The 24171-nt window shown below is 72.7% G+C and carries 17 protein-coding genes; 3 read left to right on the top strand and 14 right to left on the bottom strand.

Annotation, left to right across the window (positions count from 1 at the left end; genetic code table 11):
- Window positions 1-19: 19 nt before the first annotated feature.
- Both ACQ9ZG_RS24720 and ACQ9ZG_RS24715 read right to left on the bottom strand, forming a co-directional pair.
- On the bottom strand, window positions 20-2836 hold the full coding sequence (locus ACQ9ZG_RS24720) for a putative bifunctional diguanylate cyclase/phosphodiesterase (protein WP_109914994.1): 2817 nt from the start codon (window positions 2834-2836) through the stop codon (window positions 20-22).
- Between the two features lie 562 nt (window positions 2837-3398).
- Window positions 3399-4361, bottom strand: coding sequence for a 2-hydroxyacid dehydrogenase (locus ACQ9ZG_RS24715; protein ID WP_028416503.1), 963 nt, complete (start codon window positions 4359-4361; stop codon window positions 3399-3401).
- Between the two features lie 164 nt (window positions 4362-4525).
- On the opposite strand from ACQ9ZG_RS24715, the gene ACQ9ZG_RS24710 reads away from it, so the two are divergent.
- The 3 genes from ACQ9ZG_RS24710 to ACQ9ZG_RS24700 all read left to right on the top strand — a co-directional run bounded on the left by ACQ9ZG_RS24710 (window position 4526) and on the right by ACQ9ZG_RS24700 (window position 7237).
- Entirely contained in the window at window positions 4526-5482 is a 957-nt protein-coding gene (locus tag ACQ9ZG_RS24710; protein ID WP_018492336.1) for an aldo/keto reductase, read from the top strand.
- Window positions 5483-5609: 127 nt separating this feature from the next.
- Window positions 5610-6848, top strand: a complete 1239-nt coding sequence (locus ACQ9ZG_RS24705; protein WP_109916715.1) for a PQQ-dependent sugar dehydrogenase — start codon at window positions 5610-5612, stop codon at window positions 6846-6848.
- A gap of 62 nt (window positions 6849-6910) precedes the next feature.
- Window positions 6911-7237 carry a DUF6191 domain-containing protein gene (locus tag ACQ9ZG_RS24700; protein ID WP_084992021.1) on the top strand — a complete coding sequence of 109 codons (327 nt, stop codon included), beginning with the start codon at window positions 6911-6913 and terminating at the stop codon, window positions 7235-7237.
- 106 nt (window positions 7238-7343) lie between these two features.
- On the opposite strand, the gene ACQ9ZG_RS24695 is transcribed toward ACQ9ZG_RS24700, so the two are convergent.
- From ACQ9ZG_RS24695 to ACQ9ZG_RS24640, 12 genes are all read right to left on the bottom strand, one after another.
- A complete protein-coding gene (locus tag ACQ9ZG_RS24695; RefSeq protein WP_028416499.1) occupies window positions 7344-7901 on the bottom strand; it encodes a GNAT family N-acetyltransferase in 558 nt (185 codons plus the stop codon).
- Window positions 7879-10155: an MMPL family transporter gene (locus ACQ9ZG_RS24690; RefSeq protein ID WP_109914859.1), complete on the bottom strand. Its 2277-nt coding sequence runs from the start codon at window positions 10153-10155 to the stop codon at window positions 7879-7881. Before ACQ9ZG_RS24690 ends, ACQ9ZG_RS24695 begins: the two co-directional genes overlap by 23 nt.
- 183 nt (window positions 10156-10338) lie before the next feature.
- Window positions 10339-12447 (bottom strand): phosphocholine-specific phospholipase C, encoded by a 2109-nt coding sequence (locus ACQ9ZG_RS24685; RefSeq protein ID WP_109914858.1) that lies wholly within the window; start codon window positions 12445-12447, stop codon window positions 10339-10341.
- Between the two features lie 326 nt (window positions 12448-12773).
- Window positions 12774-14282: an Asp-tRNA(Asn)/Glu-tRNA(Gln) amidotransferase subunit GatB gene (gatB, locus tag ACQ9ZG_RS24680; protein WP_109914857.1), complete on the bottom strand. Its 1509-nt coding sequence runs from the start codon at window positions 14280-14282 to the stop codon at window positions 12774-12776.
- A gap of 16 nt (window positions 14283-14298) precedes the next feature.
- Complete coding sequence (locus ACQ9ZG_RS24675) at window positions 14299-14532, bottom strand: hypothetical protein (protein ID WP_018492329.1); 234 nt, start codon at window positions 14530-14532, stop codon at window positions 14299-14301.
- A gap of 5 nt (window positions 14533-14537) precedes the next feature.
- Window positions 14538-16031: an Asp-tRNA(Asn)/Glu-tRNA(Gln) amidotransferase subunit GatA gene (gatA, locus tag ACQ9ZG_RS24670; RefSeq protein WP_099220369.1), complete on the bottom strand. Its 1494-nt coding sequence runs from the start codon at window positions 16029-16031 to the stop codon at window positions 14538-14540.
- A gap of 5 nt (window positions 16032-16036) precedes the next feature.
- Window positions 16037-16333, bottom strand: coding sequence for an Asp-tRNA(Asn)/Glu-tRNA(Gln) amidotransferase subunit GatC (gene gatC / locus ACQ9ZG_RS24665; RefSeq protein WP_015036350.1), 297 nt, complete (start codon window positions 16331-16333; stop codon window positions 16037-16039).
- Between the two features lie 280 nt (window positions 16334-16613).
- Window positions 16614-18779 (bottom strand): putative bifunctional diguanylate cyclase/phosphodiesterase, encoded by a 2166-nt coding sequence (locus tag ACQ9ZG_RS24660; protein ID WP_018492327.1) that lies wholly within the window; start codon window positions 18777-18779, stop codon window positions 16614-16616.
- A 554-nt stretch (window positions 18780-19333) separates the two neighbouring features.
- Window positions 19334-21595, bottom strand: a complete 2262-nt coding sequence (gene ligA, locus ACQ9ZG_RS24655; protein WP_499281243.1) for an NAD-dependent DNA ligase LigA — start codon at window positions 21593-21595, stop codon at window positions 19334-19336.
- 32 nt (window positions 21596-21627) lie between these two features.
- On the bottom strand, window positions 21628-22656 hold the full coding sequence (locus ACQ9ZG_RS24650) for a methionine synthase (RefSeq protein ID WP_018492325.1): 1029 nt from the start codon (window positions 22654-22656) through the stop codon (window positions 21628-21630).
- 221 nt (window positions 22657-22877) lie between these two features.
- Window positions 22878-23567 carry an SDR family oxidoreductase gene (locus ACQ9ZG_RS24645; RefSeq protein WP_109916233.1) on the bottom strand — a complete coding sequence of 230 codons (690 nt, stop codon included), beginning with the start codon at window positions 23565-23567 and terminating at the stop codon, window positions 22878-22880.
- 60 nt (window positions 23568-23627) lie between these two features.
- On the bottom strand, window positions 23628-24167 hold the full coding sequence (locus tag ACQ9ZG_RS24640) for an LOG family protein (protein WP_018492323.1): 540 nt from the start codon (window positions 24165-24167) through the stop codon (window positions 23628-23630).
- Window positions 24168-24171: the final 4 nt, after the last annotated feature.

Genomic DNA, 24171 nt, shown 5'->3' with positions numbered 1-24171 from the left:
CTCCGGCACGCATGACGTGTCAAGTGGGTGGGACGGGCGTCTCAGCATGTGATCCGGTGAGCAGGGGGATCGAGCCGCCCGCCATCACCGTACGGGGGCCGGGGACGCCCGGCACGGGGAACTGTCCGCGCACCAGGGCGCGGCGCAGCCGGTACTCGTCGAGCGGGCCGGAGAAGGCCATCCCCTGGCCGTGGGTGCAGCCCATGGCGCGGAGGGCGAGGACCTGCTCGGGGACGTCGACGCCGTCGGCGACGGACTGGAGGCCGAGGTCGCAGGCGATCCGCAGCAGCCCGCTGGTGATCTTGTGCAGCCTGGCCGATTCCACCACCCCCTCGACCAGGGTGCGGTCGAGCTTCAGCACGTCGATGGGGAGGCGGCGCAGGGCGTTGATCGCGGCGAACCCGCTGCCGAAGCCGTCGAGGGCGATCCGGACACCGAGGCGGCGCAGGGCCACGAGGCGCTGCTCCAGCTCGTCGAAGGAGACCCGGGGGTCGCTGTCGGCCACTTCGATCATCAGGGCGCCCGAGGGCAGCCCGTGCCGGGTCAGCAGCGCCTCGATGGAGCCGAAGGGCGGGGCCTTGTCGAGCAGCCGGGTGGCGGAGAGCCGCACGGAGACGGCGGCGGGGTGACCGGCCCTGGCCCGGTCGGCGGCCTGTTTGACGGCCTCCTCCAGGAGCCAGCGGCCCAGTTCGGCGGTGCGGTCGTCGTCGCCGGTGACCCGGAGGAACTCGGCGGGGGTGAACAGGATGCCCTGGGCGGAGCGCCAGCGGGCCTGGGCGGCGACGGCGGCGACGGAGCCGCTGGCGAGGTGGACGACCGGCTGGTGCAGCAGGGCGAACTCGCCCTCGCGCAGGGCGGTGCGCAGCCGGGTGGCCAGCTCGGAGCGGCGTACGACGTCGGCCTGCATCTGGGGGGCGTACAGCTCGACCCGGTCCTTGCCGCCGGCCTTGGCGCGGTACATCGCGAGGTCCGCGTTGCGCATGAGGTCGGTGGGGGTGATCGCGGGCTCGGCGAAGGCGACGCCGATGGAGGCGGCCACCCGGACCTCGCTGGGGCCGATCCGGTAGGGCTGGGAGAGGGTGAGGCGGAGCCGGTCGGCGATCTCGTGGACCTGGTACTCGCGGGCGGCCTGGTCGCGGGTGCCGTCGCCCATGATGAGGGCGGCGAACTCGTCGCCGCCGAGGCGGGCGGCGGTGTCCCCGGCCCGGACGGACTCCTGGAGGCGGCGGGCGGCCTGGACGAGCAGCTCGTCGCCGGCCTGGTGGCCGATGGTGTCGTTGACGGCCTTGAAGCCGTCGAGGTCGATGAAGAGCACGGCGGTGCCGGAGTCGCTCGCGCGGCGGCCGGTGAGGGCCTTGCGGACCCGGGCGGTGAACAGGGCCCGGTTGGGCAGGTCGGTGAGCGGGTCGTGCTCGGCGTTGTGCTGCAACTGGGCCTGGAGCCTGACCCGTTCGGTGACGTCGCGGCTGTTGAGGAGCAGGCCGCCCTGGTGGCGGTTGACGGTGGACTCGACGTTGAGCCAGTCGCCGGTGCCGGAGCGGAAGCGGCACTCGATGCGGGTGGTGGGCTCCTCGTGGGGCGGTGCGGCGAGGAAGCGGCGCACCTCGTGGACGACCCGGCCGAGGTCGTCGGGGTGGATGATCGAGGACAGCTCGGCGCCGACGAGGTCCTCCGCGTCGCGCCCGTAGACCCCGGCGGCGGCGGGGCTGACGTAGCGGAGGGTGCCGCTGGGGGCGGCGATCATGATGACGTCGCTGGAGCCCTGGACCAGGGAGCGGAAGTGGTTCTCCTTCTGGGCCAGTTCCTGGGTGAGGGAGATGTTGTCCAGCAGCATGATGCCCTGGCGGACGACGAGGGCGAGGACGACCGTGCAGCCGGTGAAGATGACGACCCGGTCGACCCGGCGGCCGTCGACCACGTTGTACAGGATGCCCAAGGTGCAGACGGCGGCGGCGAGATACGGGGTCAGCGCGGCCAGCGACCCGGCGATGGGGCGGCTGACGGTGCGCGGGGGTCCCGGGCGGTCGCTGCCGGGCCGGCGGCGTACGCCCCAGGGCGCGTAGGCCAGGAGGAGCGAGCCGGCGAACCACCCGGCGTCCAGCAACTGGCCCGAGTGGTACGTGGAGCGCAGCAGCGGCGAGGTGAAGACGGCGTCGCACAGGACGGTCAGCGCCAGGGCGGCGATCGCGGTGTTGACGGCGGAGCGGTTGGCGCCGGAGCGGCGGAAGTGCAGCGCGAGCACCATGGAGACGAGGACGATGTCCAGCAGCGGATAGGCGAGCGAGAGCGCCGCCGGGCCCACGCTGGCCTCCTCGGCGCCCGCCATGTGCGCGGCGTGCGCGAGGGCCAGGCTCCAGGCGAGGGTGAGCAGGGAGCCGCCGATCAGCCAGGCGTCCAGGGCGAGACAGACCCAGCCGGCCCGGGTGACCGGGCGTTTGGCGAGGACGAGCAGGCCGACGATGGCGGGCGGCGCGAAGCAGAGGAAGAAGGCGTCGGCCAGGGACGGGGTGGGCACGGGGACGCCGAGCACCACCTCGTACCACCCCCAGACCGCGTTCCCGCACGCCGCCATGAGGGAGGAGAGCGAGAAGAGCAGCCAGGCGGGGCGGTACCGGCCGGCGCTCACCCGGGCGTAGAGGAAGCAGGAGACGGCGGCCACCAGCGCGGCGGCGGCGAGGCCGAAGTCGCCCATGAAGCGGGCCAGTTCCGGCGATCCCCAGCCGACGGCGGCACCGACGGAGTATCCGGCGCAGACCAGGGCGAGCAGGATCCGGGCGCGGAGCCCGGTGGAGCCGGCGGCGGTCCGCGGCGAGAGCCAGGTCCCCAGGACGCTCACCGGAGCGCTCCCCGTCCCGGCCCGGGCAGTGCGGGGCGCGCGGGGGTCTGCCGTGCGGACCGCCCCGGACGCGCCGGGGCCTCCCGCACGGGCGGCACCGCCCGCACGGTCACCGGCCTCGGGGCCCGTACGGCTTTCGGAGGCCGCGCCACGGCGCTCCGGGCCCGTGCGACGGACTTCGGAGCCCGGACAACCGGCCTCACCCACGCCGCGGTTGGCGCGGTCGGCCGTGCGGACGACCGGGCGGGCACCCGCCCCGGACGCCGCCGCCCCAGGTCCGTTTCCAGCCATCCGCGGGTGGCGCCGCCGGGCAGCGCCGATGTCCGCCGCACGCCGTTCGGCGGCCTCGGATCGTCTCTCCATGACCAGCACATCGCCCGTCGCCCCCTCGCGTTCCGCTGCTCCCCCCGCGCCGCCCCTGCCCCGGCGCAGCCCTCCGGTGCGGACGATACACCAGGTTCGTCACTCAGGGCCATAGCTTCTCTACGCTCCGTGACGAAATGCGAGGTGGGCGGCCCCCTCCGCCTGCGAATCACACGTCGGCGGGGCCGCCCGGGGCGCCTCAGCCCGTGGTGCTGACGACGTTCACCACCGGCTCGCCGGCCGCGAAGCGGGTGAGCTGCTCGGCCAGCAGCCGCTTGGCGCGTGGTTCGAACGCCGAGGTGCTGCCGCCCACATGAGGCGTGATCAAGACATTCGGAGCATGCCAGAGAGGATGGCCGGACGGCAGGGGTTCCGGGTCGGTGACATCGAGCGCCGCCCTAAGCCGTCCGGATTCCAGTTCGGCCAACAGCGCCCCGGTGTCCACGACTCCGCCCCGGGCGACGTTGACGAGGAGGGCGCCGTCCCGCATCGCGGCGAGGAACCCGGCGCCCACCAGGCCCTGTGTGGAGGGGTTCAGAGGGGTGGAGAGGACGACGACGTCCGCCTCGGGCAGCAGGGCCGGGAGGTCGTCGAGCGTGTGTACGGGACCGCGCTCGGTGGTCCGGGCGGAGCGCGCGACGCGTGCGACCCGCGCGCACTCGAAGGGCGTGAGCCGGTCCTCGATGGCCGAACCGATGGAGCCGTACCCGACGATGAGGACGGACTTGTCGGCGAGCGCCGGATAGAAGCCGGACCGCCACTCCTCGTTCTCCTGGCCGTGGACGAAGCCGGGGATGCCCCGCAGGGAGGCCAGGATCAGGGCGAGCGTCAGCTCGGCGGTGGAGGCCTCGTGGACGCCCTTGGCGTTGCAGAGGCGTACGCCGGGGCGCAGCAGGCCGAGGCCGGGCTCCACGTGGTCGATGCCCGCCGAGAGCGTCTGCACGACCTGGACGGCACTCATCGCGCCCATGGGCCGTACGGCGATCTCGGAACCCTTCATGTACGGGACGACGTAATACACGCAGTGCGCGGGATCGCCCGGGTACTGCGGACCGCCGTCCCAGAAGAGGTAGTCGAACCCGTCGGGCAGCCCGTCGATCTCGTCGGGCGGAAAGGGCAGCCACACAGCGGCACGCGTCGCGCCGGAAGTCGTCGCAGTCATGGTCAGGAGGCTATGCGACAGGTGTGCGCGTGCTCCAGGACGGCGGATGGGGGAGGTGGTCCGGCCAGAGGTTAGTTTGGGTGCGGTACGGGCCCCGTGACTGCGGGAACGAAGAAAGGCCAGGGGAGTTGGAGCGCAGGACTATCGGGGCGGCGGGGCTCGCCGTGGGCGCGGTCGGTCTGGGCTGTATGCCGATGAGCTGGGGGTACAGCGCCTCGCAGCGGCACGGCGACCGTTCGGTGCGTACGGTGCACGCGGCGCTCGACGCGGGTGTCCGGCTGCTCGACACCGCCGACATGTACGGCCCGTTCACCAACGAGCTGCTGGTGGGCCGGGCGCTCAAGGGGCGGCGGTCCGAGGCGTTCCTCTCCACCAAGTGCGGCCTCCTGGTGGGTGATCAGCACATCGTCGCCAACGGCCGCCCCGGCTACGTGCGGCGGGCCTGCGATGCCTCGCTGCGGCGGCTCCAGACCGATGTGATCGACCTCTACCAGCTCCACCGGGCCGACCCCGAGGTGCCGGTGGAGGAGACCTGGGGGGCGATGGCGGAGCTGGTGACGGCGGGCAAGGTCCGTTCGCTGGGGCTCTGCGCCGTGGGGGCGCACGCCCCGCGCAGGTCGGGGGCCGGTCCGTTTGCGGGAACGATCCGGCAGTTGGAGCGGATCCAGCAGGTCTTTCCGGTCAGCGCCGTGCAGGCGGAGCTGTCGGTCTGGGCGCCCGAGGCACTGGCGGAGCTGCTGCCCTGGTGCACGGCGCGCGGGGTCGGGGTGCTCGCCGCGATGCCGCTGGGCAACGGCTATCTGACCGGGACGCTGAAGCCGGGGCAGGGGTTCGAGCCGGACGATCCGCGGGCCCGGCACCCCCGGTTCACGGCCGAGATGATGGCGGCGAACCAGCCGGTGGTGGCCGGTCTGCGGCGGATCGCGGAGCGGCGCGGGGCGAGCGTGGCCCAGGTGGCGCTGGCGTGGGTGCTGCGGCAGGGCCCGCACGTGGTGCCGGTGCCGGGGGCGAAGCGGGAGCGGTGGGCGGTGGAGAACGCGGGGGCGGCCGATGTGGTCCTGGACGACCGGGACCTGGCGGAGATCGCCGCGCTGCCGCCCGCCCGGGGTTCCTGGGACTGAGGCCGCGCGCCCGGCGGGAGCGGGCGGGAGAATGGCCGGACCGGGAACTCCGGGCGCCGCCGCGAGGTAGGAACGGGTAGCAGGTGGTACGGGCAGAGTTCAGGCAGCCGTCGAAAGGATCGGTCCAGTGCGCGGTGCTGTGTTCGGAGCTGTTCAGTCTCCCGGGGGGCGCGGAGCCGTCCGGTCCGCCGCGGTGCGCAGGGGGGTGGTGGCCGCGCTGGCGTCGGCCTCCCTGCTGCTGTCGGCCGCGTGCTCCTCGGGCGGGGCGGAGGGCGCCCCCTCCGGTACGGGCACCGCATCGCCGACCGCCCCGCAGGGCTCCGGCTCCCCCTCCCCGGGCACATCGGCCGAGCTGCCGCCCGCCAAGGGCTCGGCGAAGGTCGTCTCGACGCTGACCGAGGGGCTGAAGTCGCCCTGGGGGCTGGCCGCGCTGCCCGGCGGTGATCTGCTGGTCGGCTCCCGCGACGAGGGCACGGTCCACCGCATCGACGGCGAGAGCGGGAAGCAGACGCTGCTGGGTTCGGTGCCCGGGGTCTCCCCCGCCGGTGAGGGCGGGCTCCTGGGGCTGGCGGTCCCCTCGACGTTCGCGGCGGACGGGCGGGTGTACGCCTATCTGACCACCACGTCGGACAACCGGATCGTCCGGATGAACTACGACGAGAAGCGCCCCGAGGGGCAGCAGCTGGGCGCCCCGGACACCATCCTGCGCGGCATCCCCAAGGGGAACATCCACAACGGCGGCCGGATCGCGTTCGGCCCGGACAAGATGCTGTACGCGGGCACCGGCGAGGCCGGGGAGACGGAGCTGTCCCAGGACAAGGAGTCGCTGGCGGGCAAGATCCTGCGGATGACCCCGGACGGGGAGCCGGTGCACGGCAACCCCGAGGCGGACTCGGTGGTGTATTCGTACGGGCACCGCAATGTGCAGGGGCTCGCCTGGGACGCGCAGAAGCGGCTGTGGGCGGCCGAGTTCGGCCAGAACACCTGGGACGAGCTGAACCTGATCGAGCCCGGCGGCAACTACGGCTGGCCCGGTGCTGAGGGCAAGGAGGGCAAGGACGGGTTCATCGACCCGGTGGCCCAGTGGAAGACCTCCGAGGCCTCCCCCAGCGGCATCGCGTACGCGGAGGGCTCGATCTGGATGGCGGGGCTGCGCGGCGAGCGGCTCTGGCGGATCCCGCTCTCCGGTGACCGGGCGAAGGAACCTTTGGCGGACCCCCAGGCGTTCCTGGAGGAGAAGCACGGCCGGCTGCGCACTGTGGTGAGCGCGGGCGGCGACCGGCTCTGGCTGGTCACCAGCAACACGGACGGCCGCGGAGAGCCGAAGCCGGGAGACGACAGGATCCTGCTGGTCGAAGTGGGGTAGGCGGAACCCCTGGCCCCGTCCGCCGGGCACCACCCGCGCACCATGCCGGAGGGAGCACGACCGTGTTCAATTTCTTCGAGGAACTCTTCGCCCCGGGCCGCAAGCATGTGGCCGAGGAGCAGAAGCGGCTGGAGCTGAGCCGGGTGGACGTGGCGTCCGGGGACCCGGCCCGCGGCCCGATAGACCTCACCTCCGGCAGGGTGACGGTCCGCGCACCGGAGGACGGGGACGGCCCGGCGCCCGGCCGCATGCGCGAGGCGCCCCTGGAGCAGGACGCCGTGCTCACCCCCCGCCCCCGCCTGGTCACGGAGCCGGCGGAAGGCCGAGTGACGGGCGGCGAGGGTGGCGGGGACGGCGGAGACGGCGACGGGCCGCCACCCGGACCCTGAGCACGCCGGACGGACCGGCCCCGGCTCGCCCGGTCGGGGCCGGGAGCCGGCGGCCGGTCGGGCCACCACGCGGCAGCCGGTCCCGGGCTGCCGCTCCGCACCTGGTTCAGCGCCCCGCCCGCGCCCGCCACTCCGGGGCCAGCACCGACCAGATCTCCGAGTCGTGGCGCACGCCCCGGTAGAGGTAGTTCTGCCGGATCACCCCGTCCCGGGTCATCCCGAGCCGCTCGGCCACCGCGATCGAGCGGGTGTTGGCGGCGGAGGCGTCCCACTCCACGCGGTGCATCCCGCGTTCGTACACCGCCCAGTCGATCAGCCGCTCCGCGGCCCGGGTGATCAGGCCGCGGCCCTGTGCGGCGGGCTCCAGCCAGACGCCTATCTCGCAGTTGCCGGACGCGGTGTCGAAGATCCGGAAGAGGACCCCGCCGACGAGGGTGTCCTCCAGCCAGATCCCGTACAGCCGTCCGGTGTCCGCAGCCTGCTTCTCCGCGTACCGCCGGAGCAGGTCCCGTGCCGAGTCCAGGTCGGTGGCGAAGGAGGCGAAGGGGATCCAGGGGTCGACCAGCTCCCGGGCCCGGTCCATGTGGGCGAGGAACTCCTCCGCCTGCCAGATCTCCAGCGGGCGCAGCTCCGCGCTGTCGTCACCCAGGGATACCGCGAACATCGTGCTCCTTCTCCGTCGACATCTCCGCCGACGTCTCCTTCGGCTTCTCCGTCGGCGCGACGTCCTCCTCCGCGACGCGCGCCCCCGGGATCGTCGCACGCTCCACCGCGCAGTCCGGCGGCTCGATGCTGATCCGGGGCAGCCGGCGGTCCAGCCAGCCGGGCAGCCACCAGTTGGCACCGCCGAGCATGTGCATCAGGGCGGGGACCAGGAGGGTCCGCAGGACGAAGGCGTCCAGGGCGACGGCCGTGGCCAGCGCGATGCCGAACATGGCGATCACCCGGTCCCCGCTGAGCACGAAGGCGAGGAAGACGGAGATCATGATCACGGCGGCGGAGTTGATCACCCGGCTGGTCTCGGCGAGGCCGACCCGGACCGCCCGCCGGTTGTCGCCGGTCTCCAGCCACTCCTCGTACATCCGGCCGACCAGGAAGACCTGGTAGTCCATGGAGAGGCCGAAGAGGACCGAGACCATGATCACGGGGAGGAAGGGTTCGATGGGCCCGGCGCTGCCGAGGCCGAGCAGCTCGCTCCCCCAGCCCCACTGGAAGACGGCCACGACGACGCCGAAGGAGGAGGCGACGGCGGCCACGTTCATCAGGGCGGCCTTGACGGGGATGCCGATGGAGCGGAAGGCCAGCAGCAGGAGCAGGCAGCCGAGGCCGATGACGACCCCGACGAAGAGGGGCAGCTTGCCGACGATGATCTCGGCGAAGTCGTCGTAGCTCGCCGTCACCCCGCCGACGTACGCCTCCAGCGAGGTCGTCTCCTGGGCCTGCGGGAGCACGTCCGCGCGGATGCGGTCGACCAGCTCGCTTGTCTCCTGCGACTGGGGCGCGGAGTCGGGGACGACGGTGAGGAACGCGGTGTCGCCGCCGCCGTTGTACGTGACGGGGCTGACCGAGGCGACGCCCTCGGTCGTACGGAGCTTCTCGGGCAGCGCGTCCAGGGCGAGCCGGTCGTCCGCGCCGTCGAGCTGGGCGGCGATGGTCAGGGGGCCGTTGACGCCGGGGCCGAAGCCGTCCGCGATCAGGTCGTACGCCTGCCGGGTGGTGGCGGTGGCCGGGTTGTTGCCCTGGTCGGAGGTGCCGAGGTGGAGGCCGAGGGCGGGCAGGGCGAGGACGACCATGACGACGGTCGCGATCCCGCCGAGCAGCTTGGGGTGGCGTTCGACGAAGGCCGACCAGCGGGCGGCGAAGCCGGTGGGCAGGTCGGGGCGGGGCCCGTGTTCCGCGAGCTGCCGGCGTTCACGGCGGCTGAGGGCCCGCATCCCGATGAGGGAGAGGAGGGCGGGCAGCAGGGTGACGGAGGCGGCCACGGTCAGCACGACAGTGAGCGAGGCGGCGATGGCGACACCGTTGAGGAAGCTCAGCCGCAGGATCAGCATGCCGAGCAGGGCGATGCAGACGGTGGCCCCGGCGAAGACGACCGCGCGCCCGGTGGTGGTGACGGCGTTGCGGGCCGCGTCGGCGACCGACAGGCCCTGCCGGAGCCCTCTGCGGTGCCGGGTGACGATGAAGAGGGCGTAGTCGATGCCGACGCCGAGCCCGATGAGCATGCCGAGCATGGGGGCGAAGTCGGCCACGGTCATCACATGGCCGAGCAGGACGATGCCCGCGTAGGCGGTGCCGACGGAGACCAGGGCGGTGGCGATGGGGAGCAGGCTGGCGGCGAGCGACCCGAAGGCCAGGAAGAGGACCACGGCCGCGACGGCGACGCCGACCGCTTCGGCGATGTGGGCGGAGGGGGCCTCGGTGAGGGCGATGGCGGTGCCGCCCAGCTCGACCTGGAGCCCGTCGCTCTCGGCCGCCTTCGCGGTGTCCACGAGGGCCTGCGCCTGGGAGACGGGGATCTCGTCGGCGGGCCGGTCGAAGGTGACCGTGGCGTAGGCGGTGCGCCCGTCCTCGCTGATCTGCGCGGCTCCTTCGGCGCCGTACGGGCCGGTGACCGCGCCGACCCCGGGGAGGTCGTCGATCGCGTGGAGGGTGCGGGTCATCGTCTGTTCGACGTCGGCGGCCCGGACCGTGGAGCCGGTGGTGTGCCAGACCACGGTGTCCGTGTCGCCGCCGAGGTCGGTGAAGCCGCGCGAGAGCAGCTCGGTGGCCCGGCCGGACTCGGTGCCGGGCACCTCGTAGTCGTTGGAGTACGCGGAGCCCGCGAACCCCGCCGCGGTGGCTGTGCCGCCGAGGGCGGCGAGCCAGATGAGGATGGCGAGAAGGCGGTGCTTGATGCACCAGCGGGCGATGGCAGCCAACGGGTGAGCTCCCTGCGGGTTCGTGGACCTTTACCCGCAGATAACGTGATCTGCTCGCAAACGTCGCATGACCTGAGACCGCCACTCTCTCAGCAGAAAGTGATCCTTTGTCCGTTTCGTGGTCATGCTCACAGGGCCTGATCTGCTCCCTACATGGTGCAGATCAGGCCATCCTCGGTGGGGTCAGCCGGAGACGCTCGCCCGGCCGTTCTCGATGTGCCCCATGAGCCGCCGCCGGAAGCCGTCCTCCCCGTCGGCCGTCACGGCGAGGTCGTACCAGCCGTGGGCGTCGGCCGCGGAGTGCACGACCGTACGGTGGCGGCCCGGCTTGACGGTGACGCGGCGGACCCAGTCGTGCAGGTCGTCCTCGTCGACATAGCCGAGGGGCCGGACCAGGAAGGTCAGGTTCCGGCGGCCGGTGTTGCGCAGCGTGAGGTGGAGGTCGCGCTCGCGGGGGTCGATGCGGGTGGTGACCTCGGCGCCGCCCTCGGCCGGCCCGGCGAACTCGCGCCGGAAGCCGTTCGGCCCGGTGACCGTGAAACGGTACGCGTCTGCGGTCAGCGGTACGGTCCAGCGCCCGGCACCCCGGACGTCCTTGTGGAGCGGGGCCGCGGACTCACCGGCGTACGGGTAGAGCGTGAAGTGCGCCGAGGACCGTCCGCCGTTCCCCAGCTCCACGCGCAGCGCACCACCGCTCCCCCGCCTGACCTGAGCGTCCGGCTGGTAAGGCAGCGGGCGCGCCGGGCGTACGCCGGGCTCCTGGACGGGGTGGCGCTGGTCGGCGGGCGGCTTGGGCTGCCAGCGGCCGCTGAGCGGCGGGATCGGGCCGGGCACCTGGACGGCGGGCTGCCGCCGGGCCCGGGTGAAGTCGAAGGCGGAGGTCAGATCGCCGGTGACACGGCGCCGCCAGTCGCTGATGTTGGGCTCCTTCACCCCCGTCCACCGCTCCAGGAAGCGGATCACGGAGGTGTGGTCGAAGACCTCGGAGCAGACGAACCCGCCGACGGTCCACGGCGAGACGACGAGCAGCGGCACCCGGATGCCGAGGCCGGTCGGGCGGCCCTCCCACTGCTCCTCGGTCACCTCGGGCGGGGCGACGGGCGGCGGGACGTGGTCGAAGAAGCCGTCGTTCTCGTCGTAGTTGATCAGTACGGCGGTGTGGCGCCAGACGTCCGGATGCTTCCCCAGCGCGTCCAGGATCTTGTAGACGATGGTGGCGCTGTGCACGGGCGAGGAGGTGCTCGGGTGCTCGGAGTCGATGGCCGAGGGCACCAGGTAGGAGACCTCCGGCAGCGTCCCGGCCACCACGTCCCTGGCGAACTCCTCCGCCAGCGTGCCCGTCGGCACCCGGCGCAGCCCCCGCTCGAAGAGGCTGCGCTCCCGCGCGGTGAGGGTGGCGACGCCCTCCTCCAGCAGCCCGAGCAGCCGGGTCCGCTCGGCCTCGGACGCGCCGCGCACCTTGGCGTAGAACGCCTCCATGTAGGTGTGGCCGCCGGTGCGGGCCAGGGCCTTGCGGGCGATGGCCTTGAAGGTGGCGTAGAACTCGATCTGGTTGTCGGTGAAGTTCTCCCACTCCGTGTACGTCCGCCAGCTGCGGCCCGCCTCCTCCAGCCGCTCGGCGTAGGTGGACCAGTCGTAGCCGGGGTGGCTGCCCTCGTTGTACGCGTCGTTGCCGACCGCCCGTTTCCCGTTCGCCTCGAAGCCGGTCTTCCCGCTCCAGAGGTGGTTGCGGTTGGGGCTGGTGGAGGTGTGGATCGAGGAGTGGTAGGCGTCGCAGACGGTGAAGGTGTCGGCCAGCTCGTAGTGGAGCGGGATGTCACGGCGGTCGTAGTACGCCATGGTGGCCGCGGTCTTGGCACTGATCCAGCCGTTCATCCAGCCGCCGCCCCAGGCCTTCGCGCCGCCGTTCCAGGAGTGGTCGAGGGCGCCGATGTACTGGAGGTCCTTCTGCTGCTCCTCGGCCGCGCCGCGCACCGGGAAGGGCAGCACGGTGGTGCCGGACGCGCCGGGCTGCTCGAAGACCGTGCCCCCGGTGGGCAGTTCGACGGCGTTGCGGTCGCCGAAGCCGCGTACGCCGCGCAGGGTGCCGAAGTAGTGGTCGAAGGATCGGTTCTCCTGCATGAGGATCACCACGTGCTTGATGGCCCCGAGCCCTCCGGACCCCGCCGCGTGGGCGGGCTGCGCGGCGATGGCTGCCTGGAGCGACGGCGGCATAAACGATCCGGCCGCAGCGGCGCCGAGCGCGCCCCCGCCGAGGGCGAAGAGCCGCCGCCGTGACATGTCCGTGGTCAAAAGAGCCTCCCGTATCGCGGTGGTCGCGGTGGTTACAGCCGGGAAGCTAGTGAGGTCAGGTGGCGTCGGGAAGGACTGCGTACGGACCGGTGGTGAACGTCCAAGAGGTCGGACGGGAAGTCCAACCGGCCGGGTCCGGGCGCCTGCCACCCCGATGAGGTGCGGCGACGACCACAGCGCGAGGGGGGGACGAGGAGCAAGGGAGGACGAGGAGCAAGGGGGACGAGGAGCGAGAGTGGGGACGAGGAGCGTCGCCGGTACGGTCGAAGGGGCGGTGCGCCCCCGCGTACGGGTGGTGCACCGCCCCTTCGGGGACGATCAGGCCGTCAGCCCTCGACGCCCAGCTTCTCCAGGATCAGCTCGCGCACGCGCGCCGCGTCCGCCTGGCCGCGGGTGGCCTTCATGACCGCGCCGACGAGCGCGCCCGCCGCCGCGACCTTGCCGCCGCGGATCTTGTCCGCGATGGCCGCGTTGCCCGCGATGGCCTCGTCCACGGCCGTGGAGAGCGCGCCCTCGTCCGAGACGACCTTCAGGCCGCGCTTCTCGACGACGGTGTCCGGGTCGCCCTCGCCCGCGAGGACGCCCTCGATGACCTGGCGGGCCAGCTTGTCGTTGAGGTCGCCCGCCGCGACGAGCGCGGCCACCCGGGCGACCTGCGCCGGGGTGATCGGCAGCTCGTCCAGACCGCGGCCGGTCTCGTTGGCGTTGCGGGCCAGCTCGCCCATCCACCACTTGCGGGCCTGGTCCGAGGGGGCGCCCGCCTCGGTCGTGGCGACGATCAGGTCGACCGCGCCCGCGTTGAGGATGGACTGCATGTCGTGCTCGGAGACGCCCCACTCCTCCTTGAGCCGCGCCCGGCGGACCCGGGGCAGCTCGGGGAGGCCCTTGCGCAGCTCCTCGACCCACTCGCGCGCGGGCGCGACGGGGACCAGGTCGGGCTCGGGGAAGTAGCGGTAGTCCTCGGCGTTGTCCTTGATGCGGCCGGCCGTGGTGGAGCCGTCCTCCTCGTGGAAGTGCCGGGTCTCCTGGACAATCGTGCCGCCGGAGGAGAGCACCGCCGCGTGGCGCTGGATCTCGAAACGGGCGGCCCGCTCGACGGAACGCAGCGAGTTCACGTTCTTCGTCTCGGAGCGGGTGCCGAACGTCTCGGTGCCGTGCGGGCGCAGCGACAGGTTGACGTCGCAGCGCATCTGGCCCATCTCCATGCGCGCCTCGGAGACCCCGAGGGCCTTGATCAGCTCGCGCAGCTCCGCGACGTACGCCTTGGCGACCTCGGGGGCACGCGCGCCCGCTCCCTCGATCGGCTTGGTGACGATCTCGATGAGCGGGATACCGGCCCGGTTGTAGTCGAGCAGGGAGTGGGACGCGCCGTGGATACGGCCCGTGGCACCGCCGACGTGGGTCGACTTGCCGGTGTCCTCCTCCATGTGGGCGCGTTCGATCTGCACCCGGAAGATCTCGCCGTCCTCCAGCTGGACGTCCAGATAGCCGTCGAAGGCGATCGGCTCGTCGTACTGGGAGGTCTGGAAGTTCTTCGGCATGTCCGGATAGAAGTAGTTCTTCCGGGCGAAGCGGCACCACTCGGCGATCTCGCAGTTCAGCGCGAGGCCGATCTTGATGGCGGACTCGACGCCGATCTCGTTGACGACCGGCAGCGCGCCGGGCAGTCCGAGACAGACCGGGCAGGTCTGGGAGTTGGCGTCCTGCTTCAGCTCCGTGGAGCAGCCGCAGAACATCTTGGTCTTGGTGCCGAGCTCGACATGGACCTCCAGGCCCATGACGGGGTCGTAGGACGCGAGGGCGTCCTCGTACGACACCAGGTCAGTGACAGTCACGGTGAAACTTTCCCTCTCAGCCCAGCAGGACGTCGTCGTCGCCGAGACGCTTCAGTTCGCGATAGAGGATCGCGAGTCCGGTGACGATGGCGGCCGCGGAGACCGCCGCGTCGACGAGGCGCAGCACGTCGTTGTCCTGGCGGGCGAGCTTCGCCTGCTTGGCGATGCTGATCGCGCCGAACGCGGTACTGCCGAGCGAGACGTACAGCCCGGTCTTGGACTTCTTGAAGTTACTGGCCTTCTTTGCCATGGCACTCACAGCGACGGAGCCTCCTCGAGAAGCGGGTGCCCCCACTTTTCCACGAAGGCGGCCTCGACGGCGGCGCCGACCTTGTAGAGCCGGTCGTCCTTCATGGCGGGGGCGATGATCTGCAGCCCGACCGGCAGACCGTCCTCCGGGGCCAGGCCGCAGGGGAGCGACATGGCGGAGTTGCCGGCCAGGTTGGTCGGGATGGTGCACAGGTCGGCGAGGTACATCGCCATCGGGTCGTCGGCGCGCTCACCGATCGGGAAGGCGGTGGTCGGGGTCGTCGGGGAGACGATCACGTCGACCCGCTCGAAGGCCTTCTCGAAGTCCTGGGTGATGAGGGTGCGGACCTTCTGGGCCGAGCCGTAGTACGCGTCGTAGTAGCCGGAGCTGAGCGCGTACGTCCCCAGGATGATGCGGCGCTTGACCTCGTCGCCGAAGCCCGCCTCGCGGGTCAGGGCGGTGACCTCCTCGGCCGACTTCGTGCCGTCGTCGCCGACCCGCAGGCCGTAGCGCATGGCGTCGAAGCGGGCCAGGTTGGAGGAGCACTCGGAGGGCGCGATCAGGTAGTACGCGGAGAGCGCCAGGTCGAAGGAGGGGCAGTCCAGCTCGACGACGTCGGCGCCGAGCGACTTCAGCAGCTCGACCGACTCGTCGAAGCGCTGGAGGACGCCCGCCTGGTAGCCCTCGCCGCGGAACTGCTTGACGACGCCGACGCGCATGCCCTGCACGGAGCCGTTGCGGGCGGCCTCGACGACCGGCGGGACCGGGGCGTCGATGGAGGTGGAGTCCAGCGGGTCGTGCCCGGCGATCGCCTCGTGGAGCAGCGCCGCGTCCAGGACGGTACGGGCGCAGGGCCCGCCCTGGTCCAGGGAGGAGGAGAAGGCGACCATGCCGTAGCGGGAGACGCCGCCGTAGGTGGGCTTGACGCCGACCGTGCCGGTGACGGCGGCGGGCTGGCGGATCGAGCCGCCGGTGTCCGTGCCGATGGCGAGCGGGGCCTCGTAGGAGGCGAGGGCGGCGGAGGAGCCGCCGCCGGAGCCGCCGGGGATGCGGGTGAGGTCCCACGGGTTGCCCGTGGGGCCGTAGGCGCTGTTCTCGGTGGAGGACCCCATGGCGAACTCGTCCATGTTGGTCTTGCCGAGGATGACGACGTCGGCGGCGCGCAGCTTCTGCGTCAGCGTGGCGTCGTACGGCGGGACCCAGCCTTCGAGGATCTTGGAACCGACGGTGGTCGGCATGTCCTTGGTGGTGAAGATGTCCTTCAGCGCGAGCGGGACACCGGCCAGCGGGCCGAGCTTCTCGCCCGCCTCGCGCTTGGCGTCCACGGCACGGGCCTGGGCGAGCGCGCCCTCGCGGTCGACGTGCAGGAAGGCGTGGACCTTCTCGTCGACGGCCTCGATCCGGGCGAGGTGCGCCTCGGTGACCTCGACGGCGGTGAGTTCGCCGGAGGCGATCTTCGCGGCGATCTCGGCCGCGGTGAGCTTGATGATGTCCGTCATGGCGGTTAGTCCTCCCCCAGGATCTGCGGCACCTTGAAACGCTGCTGCTCCTGGGCCGGGGCGCCGGAGAGCGCCTGCTCGGGGGTGAGCGACGGACGGACCTCGTCCGCGCGCATGACGTTGGTCAGCGGCAGCGGGTGGGAGGTCGGCGGTACGTCTTGGTCGGCGACCTCGGAGACGCGGGCGACCGCGCCGATGATGTCGTCGAGCTGACCGGCGAAGTGATCGAGCTCTTCGCCCTTCAGCTCCAGACGCGCCAGCCGGGCGAGGTGGGCGACCTCCTCGCGCGTGATGCCAGGCATGCAGCGATCCTCAGGGGTTGGTGTGTGGTTTTGGCCCCAATCCTATGGGGTCCGCCCGTGCCGGGTACCCCACCCCGATGGGCCCACCCGTTTCGGTGGTTACGGAGGCGTTTCGCAGGGGGACGGGGGCGCCCATTCCGTACGGGAGGGGGTGCCGACTCCGTACGGGGACGGAGCCCCCCTCCCGTACGGGAGGGGGCGGGCGCCGCTCCCGTACGGGGACGGGGGCGTCATCCGTACGGGCGCGCCGCCTTCCGTACGGGAGCGGACGGCCCCGGGCTCAGGTCGTCGCCGGGCCCGAGACCGCACGGCCCTGGGTCGGGTGCGGGTGCTGGCGCTGCTCGGGGTCCGCCGTGCCGTTCGCCGCCGCGGCGGCCGCCTGGGCCTCCAGCTCGGCGGGGCGCCGCCAGCCGTGCTCGTCGCGCGCCCGCAGCCAGGCCGTCGTCTCCTGGGGCGGCATCGCGGCCGCCACCAGCCACCCCTGGACCGCGTCGCACCGCAGGTCCCGCAGCCGCTCCCAGGTCTCGTCGTCCTCGACGCCCTCCGCGACGACGACCAGGCCCAGGGAGTGGGCCAGGTCGATCGTGCAGCGGACGATCTCGCCGTCCTCGTGGTCCAGGGCGAGGCGGGCCACGAAGGAGCGGTCGATCTTCAGCTCGCTCACGGGGAGCCGGCGCAGATGGACGAGGGAGGAGTACCCCGTGCCGAAGTCGTCCAGGGACATCTTCACGCCGTGCGCGGTCAGCCCGGCGAGGGTGTCGGCGGCGCGCTGCGGGTCCTCCAGGAGGACGTGCTCCGTGATCTCCAACTGGAGCGCCGAGGCCGGGACGCCGTGCCGGGCGAGCCGGGCGGCGACCCCGCCCGCGAAGCCGGGGGTGTGGACGTCGCGCGGCGAGACGTTGACCGCGACCGGGACGAACAGGCCCTGCGCACGCCACCGGGCGACCTGGGCGAGCGCCGTCTCCAGGACGTACTCCGTGAGGTGCGGCATCAGGCCGGACGACTCCGCGATGGCGATGAACTCGTCCGGAGGGACCCTCCCGCGCTCCGGGTGCACCCAGCGCACCAGCGCCTCCAGGCCCGCGACCTGCCCGTCGAAGCGGACCTTGGGCTGGTAGTGCAGCTCGACGTCGCCCGCGTCCAGCGCCCGGCGCAGATCGCCGAGCAGCCCCAGCCGGTCGGGGGTGTTGCTGTCCCGCTTGGACTCGTAGACCTCCACGCCCGTGCGGTCGCGCTTGGCCTGGTACATCGCCACGTCGGCGCGGCGCAGCAGTCCTTCGGCGTCCAGCGCGTGGTCCGGGTAGACGGCGACCCCGGCGCTGGCCTCCAGCACCAGGACCAGCCCGTCCAGGTCGAGCGGTGAGGACAGCTCCGCCACCAGGTGGCGGGCGACCCGCTGGGCGCTGGTGGTGGAGTCGGCCTGCGGCAGCAGGACGGCGAACTCGTCGCCGCCGAGCCGGGCCGCCTCCGCCCCGTACGGCAGGGCGAGGCGCAGCCGTTCCGCTATCTGGAGCAGCAGCCGGTCCCCGGCGAGATGGCCGAGGGTGTCGTTGACGGCCCGGAAGCGGTCCAGGTCTATCAGGACCAGCGCCGACCGGGTGCCGACGCTCTCGGCGTCCTCCAGCGCCGACCAGGTCCGCTCCAGCAGCCACTGGCGGTTGGGCAGCCCGGTCAGCGGGTCGCGGAGCTGCTCCTCGGCCCGGGCGCGGGCGATCCAGAGCGTGGAGTCCAGCGCGATCAGCGGGACCGCGAAGAGCGGCAGCACGACGGGCATGGACATCGCGACGACGCAGATCAGCGGGGCGAGGCCGAGCAGCGCGACGGCGACGAGCCCCTGGCGGAGCAGGGCGGTGCGGGCGATGGTGGGCAGCCCGCCGTTGTACGGGGCGCCCGCGTACCACAGCAGGACCCGGGTGACGAGCAGATACGTGGACGCCGCCAGGAGCAGTTCCGGCACGGCGGCGATGCCCCAGTCGAGTGGCACCCAGGGTCGCTCGACGCTCGGCACCACCCCGAACGCGGCCAGCACGAGCGCGGCGGCGGCGATCCCGAGGATGTCCACCGCGCCGTGCAGGAGCCCCTGCCACCAGCGGTGTCTGCGGGCGCTCCCGACGAGCACCACGACGACCATGCTGACCAGACCGGCGGGCAGCCAGCCGTAGAGGAGCAGCACGGCGAGGGTGAGCGCGGCCCCGGAGCCGGTCCCGCCCCACCAGCGGTCCCGGCCGAGCGCGACGAGGTGGCCGACGATGATCCCGGTGAGCACGGCGAGCGACCAGCCCACGGCCCCGTCCGGGAAGAGGGCGTGGCCGTCGCGCACCGCGTGGTAGAAACCGGCTGCCAGCAGGAGCGTCGCGATCCCGATGGCGGCGGCACCCACGGGGGACGTGAGGCCGACGAAACCTTGCAGCCGCGACACCGGGGCGGCGCTCTCGGTCGGTTTCATTCCGTCCCTCTCACAGCCGGCGGTGCCGTACTCCCTCGGTGGCCCCCGCTCTCCGGTGCGCACAGCCCCGGGCGGGTGACCGTGCACGGCAGGCGCTACTCCTCAACAGTAGGCCGCGAAAGGCTTCCAGGGGCAGCGCTCTACAGCTCTTACCGAAGGCGAACCGACGACCCGTCACCATCTGCTATGCGCCGAACGAGTGAACCGGGCGGGCTGTACGGAACCGGGCCGACCTTTCTTCGCCCCTCTGCCCCGTTTCTTCCCCACCGGTGGCACGCCACGCCGGGGCCGCGTCTCGAAGTCGTCTCGATACGGCGAACAGTGGATGCCCGGGAGTGGCGCGCACCGTGGGGCGGCACGGGGCACCGGTGGGAGGGCGGGACGCCTGGGCGGAGCCCGGAAGCGGGCGCGGGACACCGGGGCGGGACGCCCGTACGGGCAGGGCTCCGGGGGGGGGCGGGACGCCGGGGGGGGGGACGCCGGGGGCGGGCGGGACGCCGGGTCGGAGCCCGAAGCGGGCGCAGGGCGCCGGGGCCGGGCCGGGCCGCCCCGGCTTACTCCGCAGCGGCCTCCGGCCCGGCCTCCGCTCCGGGTGCCGCCCCCGGCCCCGCTTCCGCCACCGGCTCCGGCAGCGGCAGGGCCGCCTCCCGGGCGGCGTCCGGGCCCTGTTCCAGCAGGACGGCGAAGCCGTCCTCGTCGAGGACGGGGACCTTCAGCTGCATGGCCTTGTCGTACTTGGAGCCGGGGTTGTCCCCGACGACCACGAACGCGGTCTTCTTCGACACCGAGCCGGTGACCTTCGCGCCCAGAGCCTGGAGCGCCTCCTTGGCGCCGTCCCTGGTGTAGCCGGTGAGGGTGCCGGTGACGACGACGGTGAGCCCTTCGAGGGGGCGGGGGCCCTGTTCCTCGTCGGCGCCCTCGTCGGCCATCCTGACCCCGGCCTCGCGCCACTTCCGCACGATCTCGCGGTGCCACTCCTCGGCGAACCACTGCTTGACGGAGGCGGCGATGGTGGGGCCGACGCCGTCGGCGTCGGCCAGCTCCTCCTCGGTGGCCTCCTCGATCCGGTCGATGGAGCGGAACTGGCGGGCCAGCTCCTGGGCGGCGACGGGTCCGACGTGGCGGATGGAGAGGCCGGTGAGGACCCGGGCCAGCGGGGCCTCCTTCGCGGCGGCGATGCCCTCCAGCATGGCGACCGCGTTCTTCTTCGGCTCGCCCTGCTTGTTGGCGAAGACCGTCGCGATCTTCTCCTCCCCGGTCTTCGGGTCCCGCTTGGGCAGCCCGCTGTCCTGGTCCAGGACGTACGCCCGGATCGGCAGCAGCTGCTCGATGGTGAGGTCGAACAGGCCGCTCTCGTCCTTCAGGACCGGCTCGGCGGGCTCCAGGGGGCAGGTCAGGGCGGCGGCGGCCACATAGCCGAAGTGGTCGATGTCCAGGCTCTTGCGCCCGGCGAGGTAGAAGATGCGCTCGCGCAACTGTGCGGGACACGTACGGGCGTTGGGGCAGCGGAGGTCGATGTCGGCCTCCTTCATCGGGCGCAGCTCCGTGCCGCACTCGGGGCAGTGCGTCGGCATCTCGAACGGCTTCTCGGTGCCGTCGCGCAGATCGACGACGGGGCCGAGGATCTCCGGGATGACGTCGCCCGCCTTGCGCAGCACCACGGTGTCACCGATCAGGACGCCCTTGGCCCTGACCACCTCCTGGTTGTGGAGGGTGGCGAACTCGACCTCGGAACCGGCCACTTCGACCGGCTCGACCTGGGCGTACGGGGTGACGCGACCGGTGCGGCCGACACCGACGCGGATGTTGACCAGCTTGGTGTTGACCTCCTCGGGGGCGTACTTCCAGGCGATGGCCCAGCGCGGGGCGCGCGAGGTGGAGCCCAGCCGCCCCTGGAGCGGGATCTCGTCGAGCTTGACGACGACCCCGTCGATCTCGTGCTCCACGGAGTGCCGGTGGTCGCCGTAGTACGCGATGAACTCCCGTACGCCGTCGAGGGAGTCGACGACCTTGTTGTACCGGGCGGTGGGCAGGCCCCAGGAGTGCAGGAGGTCGTACGCCTGGGAGAGGCGGTCGAGGGTGAGGCCCTCGTGGGCGCCGATGCCGTGGACCACCATGTGGAGCGGGCGGGAGGCGGTGACCTTCGGGTCCTTCTGGCGCAGCGAACCGGCCGCCGCGTTGCGCGGGTTGGCGAAGGGCTTGTCGTCGGCGGCCACCAGCCGGGCGTTCAGCTCCTCGAAGGCCTCCATCGGGAAGAAGACCTCGCCCCGGATCTCGACCAGTGCGGGGATGTCCTCCCCCTGCAGGCGGTGCGGGATCTCCGCGATCGTCCGGACGTTGGGCGTGATGTCCTCGCCGGTGCGGCCGTCACCGCGGGTCGCCGCCCGGGTCAGCCGGCCGTGCTCGTAGGTGAGGTTGACGGCGAGCCCGTCCACCTTCAGCTCGCACAGGAAGTGGTGGTCGGGCGTGCCGACCTCCTTGGCGACGCGCTCGGCCCAGGAGGCCAGGTCGTCGGCGTCGAACGCGTTGTCCAGGGAGAGCATGCGCTCGCGGTGCTCGACGGAGGTGAACTCCGTGACATAGGGCCCCGCGACCTTCTGGGTCGGGGAGTCCGGGGTGCGGAGCTGGGGGTACTCCTCCTCCAGGGCCTCCAGGGAGCGCATCAGCCGGTCGAACTCGGCGTCGCTGACGACCGGCTGGTCCTTCACGTAATACCGGAAGCGGTGCTCCTCGACCTGCTCGGCCAGGAGCGCGTGGGTCTCCCGCACGTCCGCCGGAACCGTGCTCTCCTGCTCCACCCGCTCTTCGCCCGCCATCGTCCTGTCCTCCTGTGTACCCGTCGTCCCCGTCACTCAGGGTTGTCCGCGAGCGACCTCGCCGCCCGGGCGCTGTGGGCGAGCGCGGTGCGGGCGTAGGCGGGCGACGCACCCGCGAGACCGCACGACGGGGTGATGGTGACGGACTCGGCGAGAGTCCCCGGATTCAGCCCCAGCCTGCTCCACAGCGTCCTGACCCCCATGACGCTACCGCCCGGGTCCGACAATGCCGTCGTTGCCGCGTCGGTGGACGGCACCACGCCCAGGAACAGCTGGGTTCCGCCTTCGACGGCTTCCCCGATCGCCTCCTCCTCACGCTCCGTGAGCAAGGAGAAGTCGAACGAGATTCCGGCGGCCCCGGCCCGGCGCAGCAGCGCGAACGGCACCTCGGGGGCGCAGGAGTGGACGATCGCCGTCCCTTCCCCGCCCACGACGGCGAGGGTGTCGCGCAGGGCCGACTCGACGACCTGGCGGTCGACGGCCCGGTAGGTGCGGTAGCCGCTGGCGGAGCGGATCCGGCCGCGCAGGACGGCCGTCAGGGAGGGCTCGTCCAACTGGAGGACCACCTCGGCCCCGGGCATCCGGCGGCGTACCTCCGCGAGGTGGGCGCGGAGCCCCTCGGCCAGCGAACCGGCCAGGTCGCGGCAGGCCCCGGCGTCGGCCAGCATGGCTTCGCCGCCGCGCAGTTCGAGGGCGGCGGCCAGGGTCCAGGGCCCGACGGCCTGGACCTTGAGCAGTCCCTCGTACCCCTGGGTGAACTCCTCCAGGGCGTCCAGGTCCTCGCCCAGCCAGGAGCGGGCGCGCCGGGTGTCGCGGCCGGGCCGGTCGCTGACCCGCCAGCCGCTCGGCTCGACGTGCCCGTACAGCTCGACGAGCATGCCGATCGTCCGGCCGATCATGTCCGCGCCCGGGCCGCGCGCCGGCAGCTCCGCCAGGTGCGGCATGCCCTGGCCGTCGGCGAAGGAGCCGGTGACGGTCTTCGCCGCCTCCCTCGCGTCTCCCCCGGGCATGGACCCGATGCCGGTCGCCGGACACCCGCTGAACTTGTTCTTCTCGCTCACGCGGGAAGCCTACGGTCCCCCGCGTGCGCTCGGCGTACGCGGGGCGCCGGGGCCGGCGGCCCCGGCTGGACTCGGAGGACCGGACGGTCCCGGGGGACCGGACGGTCTCGGGGGACCGGACGGTCTCGGGGGACCGGACGGTCTCGGGGGACCGGACGGTCTCGGGGGACCGGACGGTCTCGGGGTCCGGGCTCCGGGCTCCGCCGACCGGGCCGAGGGTCTCAGCGGCCCGGGCGGACCGTGAGGTCGTTGACCTCGGCGTCGCGCGGCAGGTCGATCGCCATCAGGATCGTGGTGGCGACCGACTCGGGGTCGATCCAGCGCTCCGCGTCGTACTCCCTGCCCTCCTGCTGGTGCACCTTGGCCTGCATGGGGCTGGCGGTGCGCCCGGGGTAGACGGAGGTGACCCGCACCCCGTTGCCGTGCTCCTCCTGGCGCAGCGAGTCCGCGAGCGCCTTGAGGCCGTGCTTGCTGGCGGCGTACGCGCTCCAGCCCGCGTGGGCGTTGAGCCCGGCGCCGGAGTTCACGAAGAGGACGTGGCCCTGGGCGGCGCGGAGCTGCGGGACCAGGAGGCGGGTGATCTCGGCGGGGGCGATCAGGTTGGCGTTGAGCTGGAAGTGCCAGGCCTTCGGGGTCAGCTCACCGACCGTGCCCAGTTCGACGACGCCCGCGATGTGCAGCAGGGTGTCGATCCGTTCGGGCACGGCCTGCTGGCCGAACGCCCAGGAGAGCCGGTCGGGGTTCCCGAGGTCACCGACGAGCGTCCGCGCGCCCGGGTAGCGGTCGGCGAACTCCTTGGCGCGTCCGGCGTCCCGGGCGAGCAGGACGAGGTCGTCGCCGCGCTCCAGGAGACGGCGGGCGACGGCGGCCCCGATGCCGGAACCGGCGCCGGTGATGAGGTGAGTAGGCATGGGCCGATCCTAGGTCCGGGCTCCCCACGGGGGACGGGCGGACCGCTGGAGACGGGCGGGCTACTGGAGACCGGCGGACTCCTCCAGATACGCCAGCGCGCCCACCCCGTCCTTGGCGAAGAAGACCAGGTCGGTCAGGGGCACCGGGAGGAACCCCTCGTCCTCCATCCGCTGGAACTGCAGGCGCAGCCCGTCGTAGAAGCCCGCCGTGTTGAGCAGGACGACCGGCTTGGTGTGCTTGCCGTGCTTCTTCAGCTCCAGGATCTCGGTGGCCTCGTCCAGCGTGCCCGTGCCACCGACCATGATCACCACGGCGTCGGCCTTCTCCAGGAGGAGGGCCTTGCGCTCGGCCAGATCGCGGGCGATGACCATCTCGTCGGCGTTCTCGCGGGCCTTCGCGGCCAGGAAGTCGACCGAGACCCCCACGAGCCGCCCGCCCGCCTCCTGCACCCCGTCCGCGACGACCTTCATCAGGCCGCTCTCCGAACCGCCCCAGACCAGGGTGTGCCCGCCTCTGCCGAGCAGCTCGGCGAACTCGCGGGCGGGCACGGTGTAGCGGTCGTCGAGGTCGGCGGCGGAGAGGAAGACGCAGATGTTCATGGAG

Origin of the sequence: Streptomyces araujoniae (genome assembly GCF_050871195.1) — a bacterium.
In the GTDB taxonomy this organism is placed as follows: Bacteria; Actinomycetota; Actinomycetes; order Streptomycetales; family Streptomycetaceae; genus Streptomyces; species Streptomyces bacillaris.
The sequence above is the reverse complement of the archived record's forward strand: the minus strand, read 5'-3'. Positions and strand labels throughout refer to the sequence as shown.